The sequence below is a fragment of the Synechococcus sp. MIT S9504 genome, assembly GCF_047497135.1.
GTDB lineage: Bacteria > Cyanobacteriota > Cyanobacteriia > PCC-6307 > Cyanobiaceae > Synechococcus_C.
Genome location: NZ_CP138942.1, coordinates 2014779 through 2032578, shown reverse-complemented (window position 1 = coordinate 2032578; position 17800 = coordinate 2014779). Strand labels below are relative to the sequence as shown.

General features: G+C 57.8%; 16 protein-coding genes and 1 pseudogene. 8 read left to right on the top strand and 9 right to left on the bottom strand.

What is annotated here, in order from left to right:
- Window positions 1-31: 31 nt before the first annotated feature.
- The 3 genes from cysK to SIB58_RS11400 form a co-directional block, all read right to left on the bottom strand.
- Window positions 32-1018, bottom strand: a complete 987-nt coding sequence (gene cysK / locus SIB58_RS11410) for a cysteine synthase A (protein WP_066906682.1) — start codon at window positions 1016-1018, stop codon at window positions 32-34.
- A gap of 133 nt (window positions 1019-1151) precedes the next feature.
- Window positions 1152-2639 (bottom strand): PLP-dependent transferase, encoded by a 1488-nt coding sequence (locus SIB58_RS11405; protein ID WP_066906684.1) that lies wholly within the window; start codon window positions 2637-2639, stop codon window positions 1152-1154.
- Window positions 2636-3793 carry a trans-sulfuration enzyme family protein gene (locus SIB58_RS11400; protein WP_197461184.1) on the bottom strand — a complete coding sequence of 386 codons (1158 nt, stop codon included), beginning with the start codon at window positions 3791-3793 and terminating at the stop codon, window positions 2636-2638. The genes SIB58_RS11405 and SIB58_RS11400 overlap by 4 nt, the downstream gene beginning before the upstream one ends.
- An 84-nt stretch (window positions 3794-3877) precedes the next feature.
- Here SIB58_RS11400 and SIB58_RS11395 point away from each other — a divergent pair, with 84 nt between their 5' ends.
- The 3 genes and pseudogenes from SIB58_RS11395 (at window position 3878) to SIB58_RS11385 (ending at window position 7761) form a co-directional block, all read left to right on the top strand.
- On the top strand, window positions 3878-4135 hold the full coding sequence (locus tag SIB58_RS11395; RefSeq protein WP_066906686.1) for a hypothetical protein: 258 nt from the start codon (window positions 3878-3880) through the stop codon (window positions 4133-4135).
- A gap of 956 nt (window positions 4136-5091) precedes the next feature.
- Window positions 5092-5817, top strand: a pseudogene (locus tag SIB58_RS11390) (SDR family NAD(P)-dependent oxidoreductase).
- A 1665-nt stretch (window positions 5818-7482) separates the two neighbouring features.
- The gene (locus SIB58_RS11385; protein ID WP_067327171.1) at window positions 7483-7761 is read left to right on the top strand and encodes a hypothetical protein; all 279 of its coding nucleotides are present in this window, start codon (window positions 7483-7485) and stop codon (window positions 7759-7761) included.
- A gap of 143 nt (window positions 7762-7904) precedes the next feature.
- Here SIB58_RS11385 and rpsD read toward each other — a convergent pair whose 3' ends face one another.
- Window positions 7905-8513 carry a 30S ribosomal protein S4 gene (gene rpsD, locus SIB58_RS11380; protein ID WP_066906690.1) on the bottom strand — a complete coding sequence of 203 codons (609 nt, stop codon included), beginning with the start codon at window positions 8511-8513 and terminating at the stop codon, window positions 7905-7907.
- Between the two features lie 74 nt (window positions 8514-8587).
- Between rpsD and yidD the strand changes: the two genes are divergently transcribed.
- Genes yidD through SIB58_RS11365 form a run of 3 tightly spaced genes read left to right on the top strand, consistent with a single transcriptional unit; the run spans window position 8588 to window position 10681 of the window.
- Complete coding sequence (gene yidD / locus SIB58_RS11375; RefSeq protein WP_066907145.1) at window positions 8588-8866, top strand: membrane protein insertion efficiency factor YidD; 279 nt, start codon at window positions 8588-8590, stop codon at window positions 8864-8866.
- A gap of 4 nt (window positions 8867-8870) precedes the next feature.
- Window positions 8871-9155 (top strand): glutaredoxin family protein, encoded by a 285-nt coding sequence (locus SIB58_RS11370; protein WP_197461186.1) that lies wholly within the window; start codon window positions 8871-8873, stop codon window positions 9153-9155.
- Window positions 9156-9181: 26 nt separating this feature from the next.
- A complete protein-coding gene (locus tag SIB58_RS11365) occupies window positions 9182-10681 on the top strand; it encodes a UDP-N-acetylmuramoyl-L-alanyl-D-glutamate--2,6-diaminopimelate ligase (protein WP_067327174.1) in 1500 nt (499 codons plus the stop codon).
- Here SIB58_RS11365 and SIB58_RS11360 read toward each other — a convergent pair.
- On the bottom strand, window positions 10678-11880 hold the full coding sequence (locus SIB58_RS11360; RefSeq protein ID WP_067327239.1) for an aminotransferase class V-fold PLP-dependent enzyme: 1203 nt from the start codon (window positions 11878-11880) through the stop codon (window positions 10678-10680). The two genes, SIB58_RS11365 and SIB58_RS11360, sit on opposite strands and share 4 nt — an antisense overlap.
- A 201-nt stretch (window positions 11881-12081) precedes the next feature.
- On the opposite strand from SIB58_RS11360, the gene SIB58_RS11355 reads away from it, so the two are divergent.
- Window positions 12082-12801 (top strand): DUF4079 domain-containing protein, encoded by a 720-nt coding sequence (locus tag SIB58_RS11355; RefSeq protein WP_066907151.1) that lies wholly within the window; start codon window positions 12082-12084, stop codon window positions 12799-12801.
- On the opposite strand, the gene SIB58_RS11350 is transcribed toward SIB58_RS11355, so the two are convergent.
- The 3 genes from SIB58_RS11350 to SIB58_RS11340 all read right to left on the bottom strand — a co-directional run bounded on the left by SIB58_RS11350 (window position 12798) and on the right by SIB58_RS11340 (window position 15504).
- Window positions 12798-14048, bottom strand: a complete 1251-nt coding sequence (locus tag SIB58_RS11350) for an urea ABC transporter substrate-binding protein (protein ID WP_067327178.1) — start codon at window positions 14046-14048, stop codon at window positions 12798-12800. The two genes, SIB58_RS11355 and SIB58_RS11350, sit on opposite strands and share 4 nt — an antisense overlap.
- Window positions 14045-15184 (bottom strand): hypothetical protein, encoded by a 1140-nt coding sequence (locus SIB58_RS11345; protein ID WP_067327180.1) that lies wholly within the window; start codon window positions 15182-15184, stop codon window positions 14045-14047. Before SIB58_RS11345 ends, SIB58_RS11350 begins: the two co-directional genes overlap by 4 nt.
- Before the next feature lie 74 nt (window positions 15185-15258).
- Entirely contained in the window at window positions 15259-15504 is a 246-nt protein-coding gene (locus tag SIB58_RS11340) for a NifU family protein (protein ID WP_066906698.1), read from the bottom strand.
- Window positions 15505-15595: 91 nt separating this feature from the next.
- Here SIB58_RS11340 and SIB58_RS11335 point away from each other — a divergent pair, with 91 nt between their 5' ends.
- Window positions 15596-17077, top strand: a complete 1482-nt coding sequence (locus tag SIB58_RS11335) for a malate:quinone oxidoreductase (protein WP_067327182.1) — start codon at window positions 15596-15598, stop codon at window positions 17075-17077.
- Here the strand turns inward: SIB58_RS11335 and SIB58_RS11330 are convergent.
- Window positions 17066-17737 carry a TVP38/TMEM64 family protein gene (locus SIB58_RS11330; RefSeq protein ID WP_067327187.1) on the bottom strand — a complete coding sequence of 224 codons (672 nt, stop codon included), beginning with the start codon at window positions 17735-17737 and terminating at the stop codon, window positions 17066-17068. The genes SIB58_RS11335 and SIB58_RS11330 overlap by 12 nt on opposite strands.
- Window positions 17738-17800: the final 63 nt, after the last annotated feature.

Sequence of the window (17800 nt, the reverse complement as noted above, 5' to 3'; positions counted from 1 at the left end):
CCGGGGCTGAGTGGTGTGCAAACGCTGCGGTTCAGGCGGTGACGGGTTGCTCGATGATCCCGGTGGGAACATCGGCGAACATCACTGAAGAGAGGTAGCGCTCAGCCAGATCGGGGAGAACAACCACGATGGTCTTACCGGCGTAGGCGTCCTGCTTGGCCAGTCGAATGGCGGCCGCCGCTGCGGCTCCGCAGGAAATGCCCACCAGCAGACCCTCTTCCTTGGCCAGACGCAGAGCCATCTCAACCGACTCGTCGTTGGTCACCTGCTCGACTTTGTCGACAACGGAAAGGTCAAGGTTCTTGGGAATGAAGCCGGCGCCGATCCCCTGGATCTTGTGGGGACCTGGCTTCAGCTCTTCGCCGTTCATGGTCTGAGTGATCACCGGGCTATGGCTGGGCTCCACCGCCACTGATTCGATCGCCTTGCCTTTCTCGTTTTTGATGTAGCGAGACACGCCAGTGATGGTGCCGCCGGTGCCGACGCCGGCCACCAGAACGTCGATGGCTCCTTCGCAGTCGTTCCAGATCTCAGGGCCAGTGGTCTTTTCGTGAATCTCCGGGTTGGCAGGGTTCTCAAACTGCCCGGGCATGAAGTACTTGTCAGGGTCGCTGGCGGCGATTTCCTTGGCTTTGGCGATGGCGCCAGGCATGCCCTTGGCGGCTTCGGTGAGCACGATCTCAGCACCGAGAACGGCCATCACGCGGCGACGTTCGATCGACATCGACTCGGGCATCGTGAGCACGAGCTTGTAACCGCGAGCGGCGGCAGTGAAGGCAAGAGCAACGCCGGTATTGCCTGATGTGGGCTCGACGATCACCTTGCCTTCAGTGAGTTCACCACGCTTCTCGGCATCCCAGATCATGTTCGCGCCGATGCGGCACTTCACGCTGTAGGCGGGATTGCGACCTTCGATCTTGGCGAGCACGGTGGCTTTGCAGTCCTTGGTGACATGGTTCAGACGCACCAGGGGGGTATTACCGATGGCCTGGCTGTTATCGGCGTAAACGCGAGACATGAGGGAGTCGAAAAAATGGCCAATTTTGGCAATGTAGGGAGACTCTCAGTCAGGTGCCTGGCTCTTAAGAGCTTGTTCAAACTCTGTCAATCCAGCAGACAGCAACTCCGCCTTCATCACGTCAGTTTTTCGCTCATGCGGAGTCCAGTGCCCGCATGAATCGCTCCCAGACATCCTGCTGTTCCTCAAGTCCCACGGAAACGCGCAGCAGATGGGATGGCACATCGCAGCGTTGTGCCCAAACCAATTCGTCGTAGTGAGCAAGCAGCACGTAGGGGCAGACCAGGGTGAAGGCGGTGCCGAGACTTGGCCCCTTGCAGACCGCCAGTGCGTCGTAGACCTTCTGGGCCGAGGGAGTTCCTCCTTTCAGTTCAAATGACAGCAGACAGCCATGGCCTGCACCTGGCCGCTGCAGAGCCTTGAAGTTCTCGCATGCACCCGGATGGAACACCTTCTCCACGGCGGGGTGATCGCGCAGCTGTTCAGCAAGGCACAGCGTGTTGCGATTGAGCTGATGCACCCGATCGACCACGTCTTCACTGCCCTGGTCGAGGGCGATGACATCCCCGTCGGCAAGCTCAGCCAGTGGTTGCAGGGAGCTGGCTGTTGCAGCCAGCTGATCTCTCCAGCGGGAGTGGTGACTCAGCACCAGACTTCCAGCCAGAACATCACCACGGCCGGCGAAGCTTTTGGTGAGTGAGCTGAAGACCAGATCGGCGTGCGGCAACCCGTCGATATTGATTCCAGATCCAATGGTGTCGTCGGCGATCACGGGGATGCCCTGCCGGTGGGCAAGCCTGGCGATCGTTGCCAGATCAATGCAGCGCAGCAGGGGATTGCTAGGCAGCTCCACGACCACGGCCGACGGCTGCAGGCGCTCGAGAGCGGCATCCACACTGGCTGCACTGTCATCCAGCAGCAGTTCGGCCCCGTTGAACACCACCTGGGGCAGCTTGAGCACATCCACATAGGGGAAACCGATCTGCAACACGGGCCTGTTGGGCCGGATGGCCGAGATCAGTTGGAGTGCTCTGTGCAGAGCCGACATGCCTGAGGGGTGGAGGCTGATCGCATCTCCCTCACAGCGATAGATCCGCGCCAGCCGGCCAATCACATTGCTGCGGGCGTTCTCTGCTGCGGCTACGCCGGCGCTCGGCTCTTGACCGAGGGCGATGGCAGCCAGCCTGGAGGATGCTCCAAGGCCAGTGTGTTGCCAGAAGGCCTTTGCGGCAGGAGTGCTGGCTGGGTCGGCAATCAGGCAGGTCAGTCCACCGATTGAGCTGAGCTGCGTTTCTCCCGCAGGCCTTGTTCTGCGGCAGTGGGCGAGAGCGGCTTCTGCCGCCGTGCGGTTCGGATACGGCCAGCTGCTTGAGCCCTTGGATGGGGCGAGGTCGGAGACCTGCAGCGAAAGCTTCGCTAACTGCGACACCAGCGGATGCTGACCGAATCGCGGATACACCGCCCGCAACGCTCTTCGGCACGCGGGATTCTTTTCCTCATAGGCGATGACATCGCTCCATCGAGGCAGGGCGACCGAGACGGCATGGGTGGCATCAGGAAGAGGATGGCCGAGATCGCTGCCTTGCCAGCAGGGATCTCGCAGCAGGTCGCGCGAACTCATTGGAGCGAGCAAAGTGCCTGGTCGAGATCAGCGATCAGATCGGCAGCGTCTTCACAGCCCACGGACAGACGTATCAGCCCATCGCTGATGCCTAGTTTCTCTTTGACCTCTGTTGACACCGAAGCGTGAGTCATCGTGGCCGGGTGGCAGATCAGGCTTTCCACGCCTCCAAGGCTTTCGGCCATGGTGAACCAGCGCAGGGCCTTGCACATGGCATAAGCATGGGCGCGGCTGGCTTTGACTCCAATCGTGACGATGGCGCCACCACTGCTCATTTGCTGCATCGCCAGGGAGTGTTGGGGGTGATCCGGGCGATGGGGGTAGCGCACCCAGTTCACCAGGTCATGGTTGGCGAGGTGATCAGCCAAAGCGGCCGCATTGGCCATCTGCTGGTTGAGTCGTAACGGCAGGGTCTTGATGCCGCGGGTGATCAGCCAGCAATCGAACGGGGAAGGCTGCAGGCCCAGGGCTTTCTGGGCAAACACCATCTTTTGCTGCCAGGCCGGATCGTCAGTGCAGACCACACCACCAAGGGCGTCGGAGTGTCCGTTGATGTATTTCGTCGTGCTGGTGAGTGAAAGGGTGGCCCCAAGCTGCAGGGGGCGCTGCACAAGGGCGGTGGCGAAGGTGTTGTCCACCACCACGGGCACATCGACGGCCGCGGCTGCCGTGCAGACCTGTCTCAGGTTGATCACCTTGAGCAGCGGGTTGGTGGGACTTTCCAGCCAGACCATCGCTGGCTTTCGAGCCGCGATGCTGGAGACGGCATCGGCTGATGTGAAATCCACCCATTCAGTGCGGATCCCGAATTTGGCGAACACCTGTTCAAACAGCCGCACAGTGCAGCCATAGAGGTTCTCCTCGCAGAGCACCAGATCCCCTTGGCTGAGACCGGAGGCAATCGCCGTGATCGCGCTGACGCCCGACCCAAACACCGTGGCATGGTTGCAGTGCTCAACTGAAGCGAGCACGTCCTCAAGGATGCGGAAGTTGGGATTCCCAGAGCGTGTGTAATCGAAACCACCAGCGTTGCCATGAGCAAACGTTGAGGTGGAGTAAATCGGTGGCATCACGGTGCCCGTCCCCTCCGCAAAACTCTTCCCGTGGTGAATCGCCAGGGTGGCGTCGGCTGGTATTCGTGCTGGGCGCTGCAAGTGATGGCTGCGATCAGGTCTCAAAGCTAGGAAACAGGCTGACTGTCGCCGCTAGCGTCGAGTCCGACCTAAAGACCAGGAGCCTTGGCTGACACCTCAGTGCTACAGAGCCATAAGGATGAGTGGCGGGATCATGTGCTCAGCGAAATCGTCACGTTTCTGAGCGAGAACAAGCAGCAGATTCATGCTCGCTATCTGGAGCAGCGTCAGGGGCAGCTCGCTCGTGATCTGATCGAGCAGGAGGGACTGATGGATTTCGAGCTCGCAATCACTTTTCTGGAAGACAAGCCCAAAGGCTTCGGGTTGGGACTCGGCTTTTTCAAGGCGAACCTGATCCGTTGAAGTGACCGCGCCACGATCGCTAATTGCCTCGTGACAGTCGATATCTACAGTAGAAATAGATAAAAAGTCTCTAAAATTACTGTTAGTTTTTGCCCGCTTCAGCTCTTTCGCCGAAGCTTGGAATGTCTGTAAACACGAAATATCTCGCGCCTTAATGCCAGTTATGCATTCTGGATGGAGCTCACAGGAGTTGGCTGTCTATTGGAACGCATTCATCATGGGTATTGCGCTCCACCAGCCATGCTTTTTAACGCCGCTCTTGATATCACTGAATGCGGTGATCCTGTCGCTCTTTCTGTCCTCGTCTCAGGATGCAACGTTGATGTAAAAATGCTTGAGGAATGTAAGGATAAAGATGGAAAACCACTACCTGAGTGGATCTGTTGCAAAGGAGATCCAGGCGAAGGGCAAGGCAGTTAATGCACGAAAGGATGCAAGGCTTGATTGTGGGCTTTAACGGTCAATCCAATAAAAAAGACCCAACGCCTTGGCGACCGCTGGGTCTCATAGTTGTCCGTGTAAGGAGTTGGATGCCCTTGTGAGGAGAACCAACTATGGTAGTTATAGCAAACACATGTACTATTTGCTAGTGAATTTGTACTCATTTGCGTAAACAGATGATTCGTGCTGCTCAGTAAGCAAAAAACCTCCTTTCTCCTGGCTGGGCGCTGCCAGTCAATAGCGATGGGCGTTCGGCTGGTGCAACGGCTGGGGGTGAGGGTTGGGTGTCACGGCGTGATGGGCTAATGGTCTATGAAAGCGCGACAGCTTGTGCCGCTCGACTTACTGGTCTTAGCTGATTGCATGGCCATTCCTTGCGAATAAAGTCAACTTGTGAGGAGAAAACACTCGCGGGGTGGAAACAAGGCAACACTCCCTCAAGAGTTTTCAAAACCCCTGCCTTCGGCTGGGGTTTCTTTTTGGTTGCTTGGCTCGTGAAAATTGTGTGCACGTTAATGATCAGTGGTGCAAGTCGTGGCATCGGGCGGGCAATTGCAAGGAAGGCATTGGCTGATGGTCACCGCTTAAGCCTAGGGCTCAGAGATTTGAACGCGCTAAAAGGTTCAGTATTAGACCCAGAAGTTGCTGGAAAGCATCGTGTAATGCTGCACTCATACTTTGCTGAAGATTCACTTGGAGCTCAGTCCTGGGTTGATGCCACGGTGGATTATTCTGGTTCTTTTGATAGTTTGATATGTAGCGCCGGTATATTCAGTAGGGTCTCAGTCTTATTTTCTTAAGGCGAAGAAGAGGAGATTGAGCGGACAATGAAAATAAATCTGATGGCTCCCTGGATTTTGGCCCGGGCCGCTTGGCCGCAGCTGGTCCATCATGGTTCTGGAAGAATTCAGATGCTGGTGTCGCTGAGCGGGAAAGAAAGTAAAGGTAAACTCGCCGCATATAGCGCCAGTAAATTCGCGTTGTTGGGTTTGTGTCAGACGATGCGTAATGAAGGTTGGAATGATGGCATTAGAGTCACAGCTATTTGCCCAGGTTGGGTTAACACTGATATGGCTCATTCTGTATTGGCGGAGCCAAGTGAATTTTGGCCGACGCAATCGCTCAAGCCAGAAGAAATGACTCAGCCTGAAGATATTGCCGATATAAGTTCTGCACTGCTTAAGCTCGACAATAGAGCTGTTCCTTTTGAGGTATCTGTTAACTCAAGTCTTGGATGGTGATGAGTGTATTAGAGCGTCTTGATTTGGTGGATAGTCTTTCAATTAAACAGTATCGCTTCCATTGTGATGCTTGGAGCAATGAATTTTTTCCAGATGCTTGGCTTACTAGTCAGTAGGTTTGCGGATTGATTGAGATGGCTCGATTCATTGCGATTACCGTTGTATGGCGATCTACGTACTCAAGGGCTTTTCGAAGCTCCCTGACTATCCTCCAGCAGCTGGCACTGAGCATCAGAGTCTTCCGTCAACTCTGGTGCAACAGCCTGAACTGATGTGTCGCCGGCCTCAGTTCGGGTAATCATCTGATCAATGGTTCCCTGAGGTTGCTTATCAAGAAGACGCAACTTCAAGCCATGACTTGTGGGAAGCAGGTTGATTCTGTTCCCTTGATGACTTCTTGCCTCCAGAGGTTGAATGCGGCAGAACGTGTGGGCCTGTGCTTCGGCATCTGATCACCGGATAGGTGCTGTCTGCTGGCCGTCGGATGCAGTCAAGTCCTTAACGAGTGCATGCGATTCCTTAGGCATAACTTGCCTTATTTCGATGATGGCTACAGTTTCTAGGCTCAGGGTCTTTGGTAGCGATCTCGCGTTCTTGAGGGTCTGTCGTTATGACATCAGCGCTTTTCACTGGCTTTATTGTCAAACATCCATGCCATCATTCCCTTGCTGTCGTTTTTAAGGGAGACAATTGCGAAGCTCACTAGAAATACCAGTGAAACAGTGATTAGAACAGCTGCGCTGAGTTCACTGATTTCGAGATTTCCGAGTGAGAGTGTCAGCAGAATTGGACAACTCATTCAGCGGTTTCGCATCTTCCTTCTTTGGGGACTTGGCCGAGAATTAGGAGCGTCTTTTCGTCTGGAAATGTCTGGTTGACAGACAGTAAGGACATTAACCAATTCAGCATTTTTTGACCATATTGACCTAGGTTAGCTCTGGTCGATGAGCTGTAGTTCGCCCGTCATGGCCGCTTATCAACACTCAATATCGTTGTATCCGATTTGACTCGGCGTCTGGTACTTATGCGGTTTGGTGCTTTCGGTCGCTACGGCTGGCGCTGTGATTCCGTTGGTTCATTCACCCGTACAACTCGATCACCCGTTCAAGGTGTGGTGAGATTCATGCCAGTGTTCTTTTGGATGAATCGCAATCCAAAACAAAAGGGGCCGGATAAATCCGACCCCAGCCACCTGCATGCTTCGATGATGGCAGTGCAAATGCTTTTTGCAGGGAACCCTTAACGTCTCGAGACCAACGGTGTTTTGTCGTCAGGACTGAGCCTCGGCTTTCTGCTTTTGTTCAGTGGTCTCGGCATCCGCTGAGTTCTGGCTGCGCTGACAGCCACCTGAACCTGCGAAAGCAGGAGCTGTAATGAGAAGCGTTGCGCAGAGAAGGGTCGAGAGGCGAAGCATCGTCGTGAATGTATTTTGGAAATGTTGGCGAATCAACCCCGGCGACCGCGAGCATCAACCATCAGACTCAAAAAGCAGGACGGATGAAACGAGCCACACCGTCCGATTTGTTTGACTCTCTCCGTTAAAAGTTCAGGCGTAAGACATTGCTCATAGTGTCGTCAGACGCTGCCTGATCCCAAAGCTGATCTATTGCTTAGTGGCTTGTAAATGCTGGTTGACGCAAAGTGTTGTCATCACAGGGTGCGACCGTGTTTTGTATTCAACGGCTTTCTGACAAAGGCTGGGACTGCATTGCAGACAATCTCAACCTGCTTGAAGCAAGAGCGAAAGCAACACTTTGGTCTCAAGAACACGCGGCTGCCTTTCGGGTCGTCAGTCTCGATCAATCCGACATGCAGTTTCTCTGCAGGGATGGAGTGATTCTGGTTGATCTTTCCGAACCGGCAGATCTGGCTGCAGCTTTGGAAGGGCAGCCATCCGTGCTGATGGAAGATATCTCCTGGAAAATTCTGGCGGAGGCCAACTGAAGCTTGCCGCTATGAATGGTGGTGAGCGGTTGTTTGAGTGAACCCGACGTCACCGATGCATTGATCCCCATATGAAAAACCCCGCTCCAGATCACCTGTGCGGGGAATGCAAAGCAAGAACGCGGTGAGATGCGAGGCGGGCCTCAAACTTTGCGGGAGTAGTACTCCACCACCAGCAGTTCATTGATCTCCAGTGCGACCCATTCGCGTTCGCACTTGCTGACCACCTTGGCGCTGAGCTTGGCTTTGTCGAGCTCCAGGTGGGGAGGCACGTTGGCAAGACCTGGGAATTCCAGGTTGCCTTCAGCCAATTTCTTGCTGCCCTTGCGCTCACGGACGGCGATGACATCACCGGCCTTGCATTGATAGCTGGCGATATCGGTGACGCGGCCATTCACAGTGACATGGCCATGATTCACAAGCTGGCGGGCGCCAGGCACAGTGGGGCCGAAACCGAGGCGGAAGCAGACGTTATCGAGACGGTTTTCGAGAAGTTTGAGCAGGTTGGTTCCTGTGGAACCGTCCTGGGCGCGCGCTTTTTTCACGTAGCGCACGAGCTGGCGTTCGGAGACGCCGTAGTTGAAACGAAGCTTCTGCTTCTCTTCAAGGCGGATCGCGTATTCAGAGCGCTTGCGACGGGCTTGGCCGTGCTGACCGGGTGGATAGGACCGCTTTGCGGCCTTCCGGGTGAGACCAGGGAGGTCTCCCAAGCGCCGCGTGATCCTCAGGCGAGGGCCGCGGTAACGAGACATAGGTGAAGAAGGTGTTGGACCATTCACGCTGATGAAACGCCATGCTGGACTTGACGTCAGCTTTGCGTTTCTGCATGCGCGAACCACGCATCCTATCTGTCGGCTTCCTGGAGTCCGTTGGACAGGGTTTCAGCAAGGTCATGGCCCAGCTGATGATCGCCGCGATCGGTTTTTATCGCAGTTGGTTGTCTCCACTGTTCGGCCCCCGTTGTCGCTTCATTCCCAGCTGCAGTGCCTACGGATTGGAAGCGATTCAACGCCATGGCCCCTGGCGGGGTGGCTGGCTCACTCTGCGCCGGGTTTGTCGCTGTCATCCCTTCACCCCCTGCGGTTGTGACCCCGTTCCTGATTGAGTCCATGCAGCTGACCTTGTTCAGCAGGCAGGGCTGCTGCCTTTGTGAAGGCTTGGAGCAAAGGCTTCAAGGCCTAGATCTCAGTCGCTTCGAACCACCGCTGAGCTTGGAGGTGATCGATATTGATGCAGATGGGATTGAGCCGCAACTGCGGGCTCGTTATGACCTTGAAGTGCCGGTTCTGGCACTGCAGGGCAAGCCCTTGCCACGGGTCTCCCCTCGCCTGAGCGGTGAGGGACTGTTCAATTGGTTGCAACGGCACTGCTCCAGCGTCGCCGGATCGGATTAGAACGGCCTCAGCTTTAGGAGCCGGTGATGATGCAGACGCTCCATGCGCTGCTGCAAGCAGTGCGGCTTCCGCTGCCGGAGGGACTCCCTAACCCCGCGGTCACATCGATCACCTGTGATTCCCGCAGTGTTCGCCAGGGCTGTCTTTTCATTGGTCTCCCTGGTGAACGTGTCGATGGCGGCTGTTTTTGGCCGGAGGCCCTGAAGGCTGGAGCCGTGGCCGCGCTGATCGGTCGGCAAGCAGCACAGTCGAATCCGCCCTCTGATCAGGATCCCGTTCTGGTGATTCCTGAGCCGGTGTCCCATTGGGCCGGAGAGCTGGCTGCCGCCTTCTGGCAGCAGCCCTCATTGCGTATGCATTTGATCGGTGTAACCGGCACCAATGGCAAGACCACCACAACCCACTTGATTGAACATCTGAGCCTGGCGTGCGGTTGTTCCGCAGCGCTGTTCGGAACACTGGTCAACCGCTGGCCTGGACACAGCTTGACGTCGACCCACACCACTGCGGTTGCGGATCAGCTGCAGGCTCAGCTGGCTGAAGCGTTGAACCGGGGCACCCAGGTGGCGGCCATCGAGGTCAGTTCCCATGCTCTGGATCAGCAACGCGTCGCGGGTTGTCGTTTCTCCTCCGCTGTGTTCACCAACCTCACGCAGGACCACCTCGACTACCACGCGACGATGGAGGCCTATTTCGAAGCAAAAGCGCGTCTGTTTGCCGATCCTTTCCTGATCGGGGAAGGCCCCCGTGCGGTGGTCAATGTTGATGACCCCTGGGGACGTCGTCTGGCGGATCGCCTTGGCGATCGCTGCTGGCGCTGCAGCCTCGACGAGATGGCCGATCTCAGCATGCGCGATCTCGTGATGACATCCAGCGGAGTGCAGGGAATGCTGGTGACACCTCGAGGCGAAGGACGTTTTCATTCGCCTCTGGTCGGTCGCTTTAATTTGATGAATGTGATGCAGGCCATCGGCTCTCTGCTTCAGCAGGACCTGCCACTGCCGTTGTTGTTAAAGGCCCTTCCGCATTTCCGTGGTGTGCCTGGTCGGATGGAGCGGGTGCTGCCCTCCTCCCCTCCCTCAGATCAGCTCCCAGCGGTAGTGGTCGATTACGCCCACACCCCGGACGGCCTGCGCAGCGCTCTTGAGGCCAGTCGCCCCTTTGTGGATGGACAGCTGGTATGTGTGTTTGGCTGCGGTGGAGACCGCGATCGGGGCAAGCGTCCTCAGATGGCCGCGATTGCTGCAGAGCTGGCTGATCGCGTTGTGGTCACATCCGACAATCCACGCACGGAGGATCCTCAGCGCATTCTCGACGATGTGGTGGCGGGGCTTTCTTCAGGCATCGACTACCAGGTGGAAGTTGACCGAGCGATCGCGATCGCTCAGGCGATTGCTCAGGCAGGACCCGGCGATCTTGTCTTGATCGCTGGTAAAGGGCATGAGGACTATCAGATCGTCGGAACTCAGAAGCTGCATTTCGATGACCGGGAAGAAGCTGAGAAAGCGCTGCGCTCCTGGAACTAGCTATCCATTGCTGACAGGCTTCGAATCTGATCGCTGAGCTGCGCCAGCTCGTTCTGACTTGTGCAGACATGGGTGCAGGCACGCAGGCAGATGGGATCTGCCAGATATCGGATCCAGATCTGTTCCGCACCGAGTGCTTTCACCACCTCAGATGGTGTGACTCCTGCGGTCTCAGGGTGCATCTGAAAACTCACGAGACCAGCCGGCGGCGGGCCGTCAAGCAGTGGTGAGACCCCAGGGATCAACTGAAGGTTGTGCCAGAGCTGTTCGCTCAGCGTGCGGATGTACACGAGTCGATCGTGATCGGAGCCCTCCTGTTCCAGCAGGTCAAGCGAGCAGCGCAAGCCAGCCATCAACGGCACGCAGCTGGTGGCCACCTCGAAGCGACGGCTGTCGTGATGGAAGGGGTCTGGATCATCAGCCACAGCCCGAGTCTCGTCCTGAAGGCTGCGCCAGCCGATCACGGTGGGATGCGTCTCGGAGAGCATGCGCTCCGAGAGCGCCACCCCACCCAGCCCCTCCGGCCCACAGCACCACTTATGTCCCGTGAAGGCATAGATATCAGCCGCTTGTGCCGCCTCCGCAACGGGGATCTGGCCGACGCTCTGTGCTGCATCAACAAGGAGATAAGGCTTTGCAGGGTGCTGTTGCAGTTGTGACGCCACAGCTGCGATCGGCATCTGTTGACCGGTGTTCCACAGCAGATGGGACAACACCACCAGGCGGGTTCGACTGGTGAGCTTTTGCTCAAGTGCAGCAAGCACTTCGCGATCGGTGCGGGCCTGCTCATCACCTCCGCACCTGAGTTGCTTCACCGGCAGCACGTGAACCTGAAGCTGAAGGCGGCGAGCCAGTTCATGGCATGCGGCCACAACGCCAGGGTGTTCACTGTCGCTGATCAGGATGTGGTCGCCGCTGTTCAGCGGAAGGCCCCAGAGCGGCAGCACACAACCCGTGGTCACGTTCTCGCTGAGGGCGAGTCGATGTGCTGGCACATTGCACAACCGGGCCAGACGCCCGCGAGTGCTGTTCACCTCCGCACTGATGTAAGGCCAGATGTCGGTGGTGAAGGGGCCGAGTTCCTGGATGCGTTTCCAGCTCGTGGTGATGGCATCCAGCGAGGGCGTTGGCAGGGGACCCTGCCCGCCGTAGTTGAAGTAGGTCTTGTTGGCGAGTGCGGGGCAGCGTTCTCTAAGCATTGGGGATGGGGACCTGACCCCATGATCGCTGTTCAGCTCAGGCATTGCTGTCTTCTCAGGCTGCTTCAGACGTGGTTGATCTGAGAGCTGCATCAGGCGAGCCCCACCGTGTCCTTCGCGAATTTCAAGACTTGGCGCAACTTCGAGGTGTTCACTCAGACCATGGCTACGTTGCGTTTGTCGGCTGGGTTGGTATCACCGATGGCCCTGGTGGACTGGCTCTGGATTGTTCATCCGGTGTTGGCGGTGGTGTTGATCTACCCCCTCACCGGGATCGTGATACGACTGTCGGTGCAGACACGATCCCGGCGGCTGAAGACCGCGAAACCGCCTCCGACCGTGGGGCGTGATCACAGCGATCTCGGACGCTGGCTTGCCGCGGGTGTGGTGGTTCTGGTGATTGTGGCGCTGATCGTGGCCATCGCTACGCATGCGCCTCTGGATCAGTTTCAAGGCGGTTGGCGTCGTGCTTTCACACTTCTGCTGGTGCTGATCGGAACCCTGCTCAGTCTTGGGGCACTGTGGATTGCCAAGGCCCCTGGCCTGCGGCTTGCCTTCGTTGTGATCACCTGGGCTGGTGTTCTCGGCCTGGGAGCTCAGCCGGAAGTCTGGAGAGTGTCCGATGACCCGCTCTCTTCGGGGTTCTGGCAGTCCCATTACTGGTCGGGCGTCGCCGTTGTGGGTCTGATGCTGTTTTCTCTCGGTGCACGGCCGGAGATTCTGCGCAACCTGCGCCTGCGCCGTCTTCATGTCACGGCCAATGTGCTCGCGGCCCTGTTGTTCGTGGTCCAGGGCATCACGGGGACCCGCGACCTGCTCGAGATTCCACTGAGCTGGCAGAAGTCGACGATCTATGCCTGCAATTTCGAGGCCCGCAGCTGTCCGCCGCCAGCACCTCTCCCACCCGCGTCCGAGCCTTAAGGGGACGGGTTACTGCGTTGATCACAAGCCTGACCCACTGAATCCGGATGATCCGGATTCCAGGGCTGGGGTTCAATCACTCCGAAATCCTTCACCACCTTGAAGTTGCCAGTGTCGTCGGCCTGGCCCAGCAGGGAGCGCTTGTTCAGATGTTGACTTGCGGTGATGGTCAGCAAGCCCTGCGGAGCCTCGTAGCTGGTTCCGATCAGCTGCTGACGTACGTCTTTGGGATCAGTGCTGCCGGCACGTTCGGCGGCGCGAGCCCAGAGATGCACAAGGCTGTAGGCCGCTTCAGCGGGGTCGTTGATCACCCGGTGAAATCCATAGCGACGACGAAAGCGCTGCGCGAATGTTGTGGAGGCGTCACCAGCCAGCGATTGGAAATAGCTCCAGCTGGCATAGGTTCCCGAGGTTTTGTTGGTGCCGATCGCCAGAGCCTCTTCTTCCGAGACGGACAGGCTCAGGAGTGATACCCCGTTATCGACCGCTTGCGGGCCAATGAGGCCGTTGCGAAAGAGCTGCTCAAAGAAGGCGAGGTTGCTGTCGCCGTTGAGCGTGTTGATCACAACGACAGGCCCACCTGCACTGGCTTGTCGAATGCTCTCGACCAATGGGTTCACCTCAGCACTGCCGAGCGGGAGATAAAGCTCAGCGAGCACGGTTCCACCTTCTCGCTGCACTTGGGCGCGCATGATGCGATTGGCGGTGCGGGGATAGACGTAGTCCGAGCCGATCAGCAGGACGCGTTTGCTGCGATTGGCCAGCATCCAGCTCAGGGCGGGCTCTGATTGCTGATTGGGAACCGAGCCGCCGTACACCACATAAGGTGAGCACTCCTGACCTTCGTACTGCACCGGGTAAAACAGCAGCGCATTGCGTGCCTCCAGAACGGGCAGCATCGCTTTGCGACTGGCCGAGGTCCAGCCTCCGAAGATGGCCACCACCTGTTGTTCATCCAGTAACTGTTTGGCCTGGCGGGCAAAGGTGTCCGGATCGGACATGCCGTCTTCCTCGACCGGCTGGATCAGCACGCGTTGACCATTGATCGTCAGCCCGCCGCTGGCGTTGATGTCCTCGATCGCCAGTCGTTCGGCTTCGGCAACCGTGTTTTCCGACAAGGCCATGGTTCCGCTGCGGGAATGGAGCAGGCCCACGCGCACCACGTTTTTGTCGGTCTTGGATCCGCCTTGAGTGCAACCGCTGATCAGCAGAGTGATCAGCAGTGGGAAGAGCTTCTTCCGCTTCATCGACTTCCCCAGCTGACCAGGGCGGTCAGCACCAGCGCAGCGGCTGAGATGATCTGAAAACGCATGTCAGCTCGGTTGATCCGCCGCATGGTTTCGAGCTTCTGATCGTCGGGCGCGGCGGCATAGGTGTTGTATCCCCACGTGAAGAGAGCGAACAGGACCATGGCGATCAGATAACTGGCAGTGAACAGATCATCGAGAAAGGTGGTGTAGGGCAGTTTCGGCAGCGAGGAGTGATACGACTGCTGCAAAAAGATCAGTGTGAGCATTGCCGTGGATGGGATGGCCAGGCGCACATCGGACAGTGTTCCCTCAACCGAAGGAGCCATCAACACAATCGAGTTGATGATCATCAGCGGGATGACCCAGTTGACGATTCCAGGCCAGAGATTTGACTGGTAGACCACTTCCAGTCGCACCTGGCTCATGTGCGGCCGATACCAGGTGCCCCGCCGGTTGCTTGTGCGTCGCAGATAGGGTGTGAAGCTGGAACTTTCGAGTTGATAGCCGCTCAGCGTGCCCAGCTCTCCCACAAGGTTGTCATCACTCGGTTCGGGCAGCAACCGCAGGTCGGCGTATTTCTGCGAGGTCCACATCGGTTTGAGCTCCACGATCACCGGCAGCCGCAACCTGTCGAATGGATCACGGCGGAAGTCGACTTCATCGTCGTAAAAGCGGCTCGAGAAGTGATAGAGCTGCTGACGCCTGCCACCGGAAAGCTCCCGTGGTGTATCTGTTGAGGGTTCGAAGGTGGAGTCCCACGTTTCGATGCGGTTGGCGAGTGCAATCAGGTCGGCAGGTTCGTCGCCATGTTTCTGCAGCAGCGCTTCCACCTCAGGCAGCCACTCCAGCCAGATCTCACCATCGGCTGTGAAGGTGCGTGAGTTCAGATTCAGCTCATAGATCTTGTCGAGATGGATTCCGGCGTAGATGAACGGATGCTTGCGCACCAGATCTTCCGAGAGCTGGACCTCTTCCAAGCCTGAGGGACCCTCCATCACCGCCGTGACAGCATCGCGATCGAGCACCTTGGAGGGCCCCTGGCCGATCAGGCCTCGTCCGCACAGCATCAGAACGATTGTGAGTGCTGCCAGCAGCACCAACACGAGCGGGCGTGGACGGGGCAACCTCCGCATCGACAGCTGCTCGCGCCTGCACTGATGTCTTCAGGATGGCTTTTCGAGTTGAGCCTGTCAGTGGCCGGACCGAATCAGAGAACCTGAACCACTTCACTGACTTCAGGAATGCATTCGCGCATTTTGCGCTCGATTCCCATTTTCAGGGTCATGGTGCTGCTGGGGCAGCTGCCGCAGGCACCCTGCAATCGCACTTTGACCACCGGTCCATCGATTTCGACCACTTCCACGTTGCCACCATCGGCCATCAGGAACGGGCGTAGCTCATCGAGCACCTTTTCCACGTTGTCTTGAGTGAGCGGCAGCGTTTCGGTGCTCATGGCCGTATGGGGGGTAAGTGCTTTCGCTCAGGGTAGGCAGGCACGTGTCCGAATGGATTCATACCCTTGAGAAGCAGGATCAGCTCACGCGATGGATCGTTACGACGCCGTGCTGGTGGGTGCGGGAATGATGAGTTCCACCCTGGCTTCGTTGCTGCATGCCCTCGACCCGGAGATGCGCCTGCTGCTGGTGGAGCGTCTCGAGGCATCCGCTCTGGAGAGCAGTGCAGCGGTCAATAACGCCGGCACCGGCCATGCCGCCAACTGTGAGCTCAACTACACCCCCCAGCAGGCCGACGGGACGGTGTCCACTGAGAAAGCACTGGCGATCAATGCAGCGTTCGAGCGAAGTCTGGAGTTCTGGGCCTCCCTCACAGAACGGGGAGTTCTAGACCCAGGCAGCTTTCTTCACCAGGTGCCCCATCTCAGTTTTGTCTGGGGACAGGAGGATGTGGCGTTTCTTCAGCAGCGGCATCGTCAGTTGAGTGCGCTGCCGGCCTTCGCCGCCATGCACTGGAGCACGGATGCCGGGCAGATCGGCGACTGGATGCCTTTGGTGATGGCAGGACGTCGGCCTGGTCAACAGATTGCAGCCACTCGTATTGAGCGTGGACTCGATCTCGACTTCGGTGCTCTGACCAGGGCACTGCTGCTGCCGCTGCAGACAGCGGGCGCTCTTCAGGTGATGTATGGCACCTCAGTGCAGGGACTCAAGCGACCGCTGACGGAGTCGATGACCTGCTGTGACTGGCAGCTTGATTTGCGCGGTCCGTCGGGCCGTCGCAAGGTGCAGGCTCCGTTTGTGTTTCTTGGCGCCGGTGGTGGTGCCCTGCCCCTGCTGCAGAGCAGTGGCATCCCCGAGGCCGCCGACTATGCCGGCTTTCCCGTGAGCGGCCAATGGCTGGTGTGCGGCGAGCCAGCTCTGGTGGAGCGTCACCACGCCAAGGTGTATGGCAAGGCGAAGGTGGGCGCACCGCCGATGTCGGTGCCCCATCTTGATACCCGCTGGATTGACGGCAAGCGATCCCTGCTGTTCGGTCCCTATGCCGGATTCAGCAGCAAATTTCTCAAGACCGGTTCGCTGATGGATCTGCCGCTGTCGGTGCGTCCCACCAACCTGCTGCCGATGCTGCAAGTGGGAGTGAACAACCTGCCTCTGGTGAAGTATCTGATCAATCAGCTGCGCCAGAGCGAGGCCGATCGGATGGAGGCATTGCGGGCATTTTTGCCTGAGGCCAATGCGGATGACTGGAGCCTTTCGGTGGCCGGTCAACGGGTGCAGATCATCAAATGCACGCCTGATGGTGGTCGCCTGCAGATGGGCACCGAAGTGGTCAGTGCAGCGGATGGATCCCTGGCCGCTCTGCTGGGTGCCTCTCCTGGAGCCAGCACCTCCGTGCAGATCATGGTGGAGGTGCTGGAGCGTTGCTTTGCTACAAAGCTGGCTACGCAGCCCTGGCAAGAGCGACTCCATCAGCTGATTCCCAGCTACCGCCAGGATCTCAACAGCGATCCGGAGCTGCTCGCACGCACAAGGGAGCGCAGTGACGGGCTGCTGGGTCTACGTGTCTGAACTCGCCTGTTTGCGCATGCGCTTCTTGACCCAGCCTGCGATGACGGCCAGGCCAAACACTCCAAAAACCGCCGCGCCGATCAACAGTTTGCTGTTGTTGTCGCTGAAGATGCCGGCGCCAAGAGCCACGATCGGAGCGTCACTCACAATCACGCTGAAGAGCAACGGCAGGATGAATGCTCGCCAGCGAGTGCCCCCCAGTCCGACTGCGTAGCAGACGAAATCAAATAACCCTGTCATCATCAGCCCGCTGAGAAGAAAGGGATTGCCTTCCAGTTGATTGCGATTGAATCCTTCGATGATGCCCATTGCCCGATCTCCCACCAGCTTCCGGACAGGGTCTCGCCCGTAGTTACGGGCCAGTAGAAAGGCTGCCTGGCAGAAGATCAGATCGGCGATCACAATGGTGATGAAGCCTGAGCGAAAGCCAAGAACTGCTCCGGCTACAAGTGAAAAAACCGTACTGGGCAGTGCAGGCAGCACAATGCTCACACCACGCAGCGAAAACAGTGCCAGGGGCCCCCAGATCCCGAGGGTCTTCACCTGCAGTTCGATTTCTTCCCGGGTTGGCCAAAGGCCATTCGCCCTGATGATCTGAAACAGCACGGCCAGCACGGCAATCACAGCTGCAATCAGCAGGAATCGGCGAAAGCGCGGCACAGGCGAGGAGGTTCAGCGTGCTGATGACCTTCCCATATCGATGTCACCTCCTGTGACCGCCGG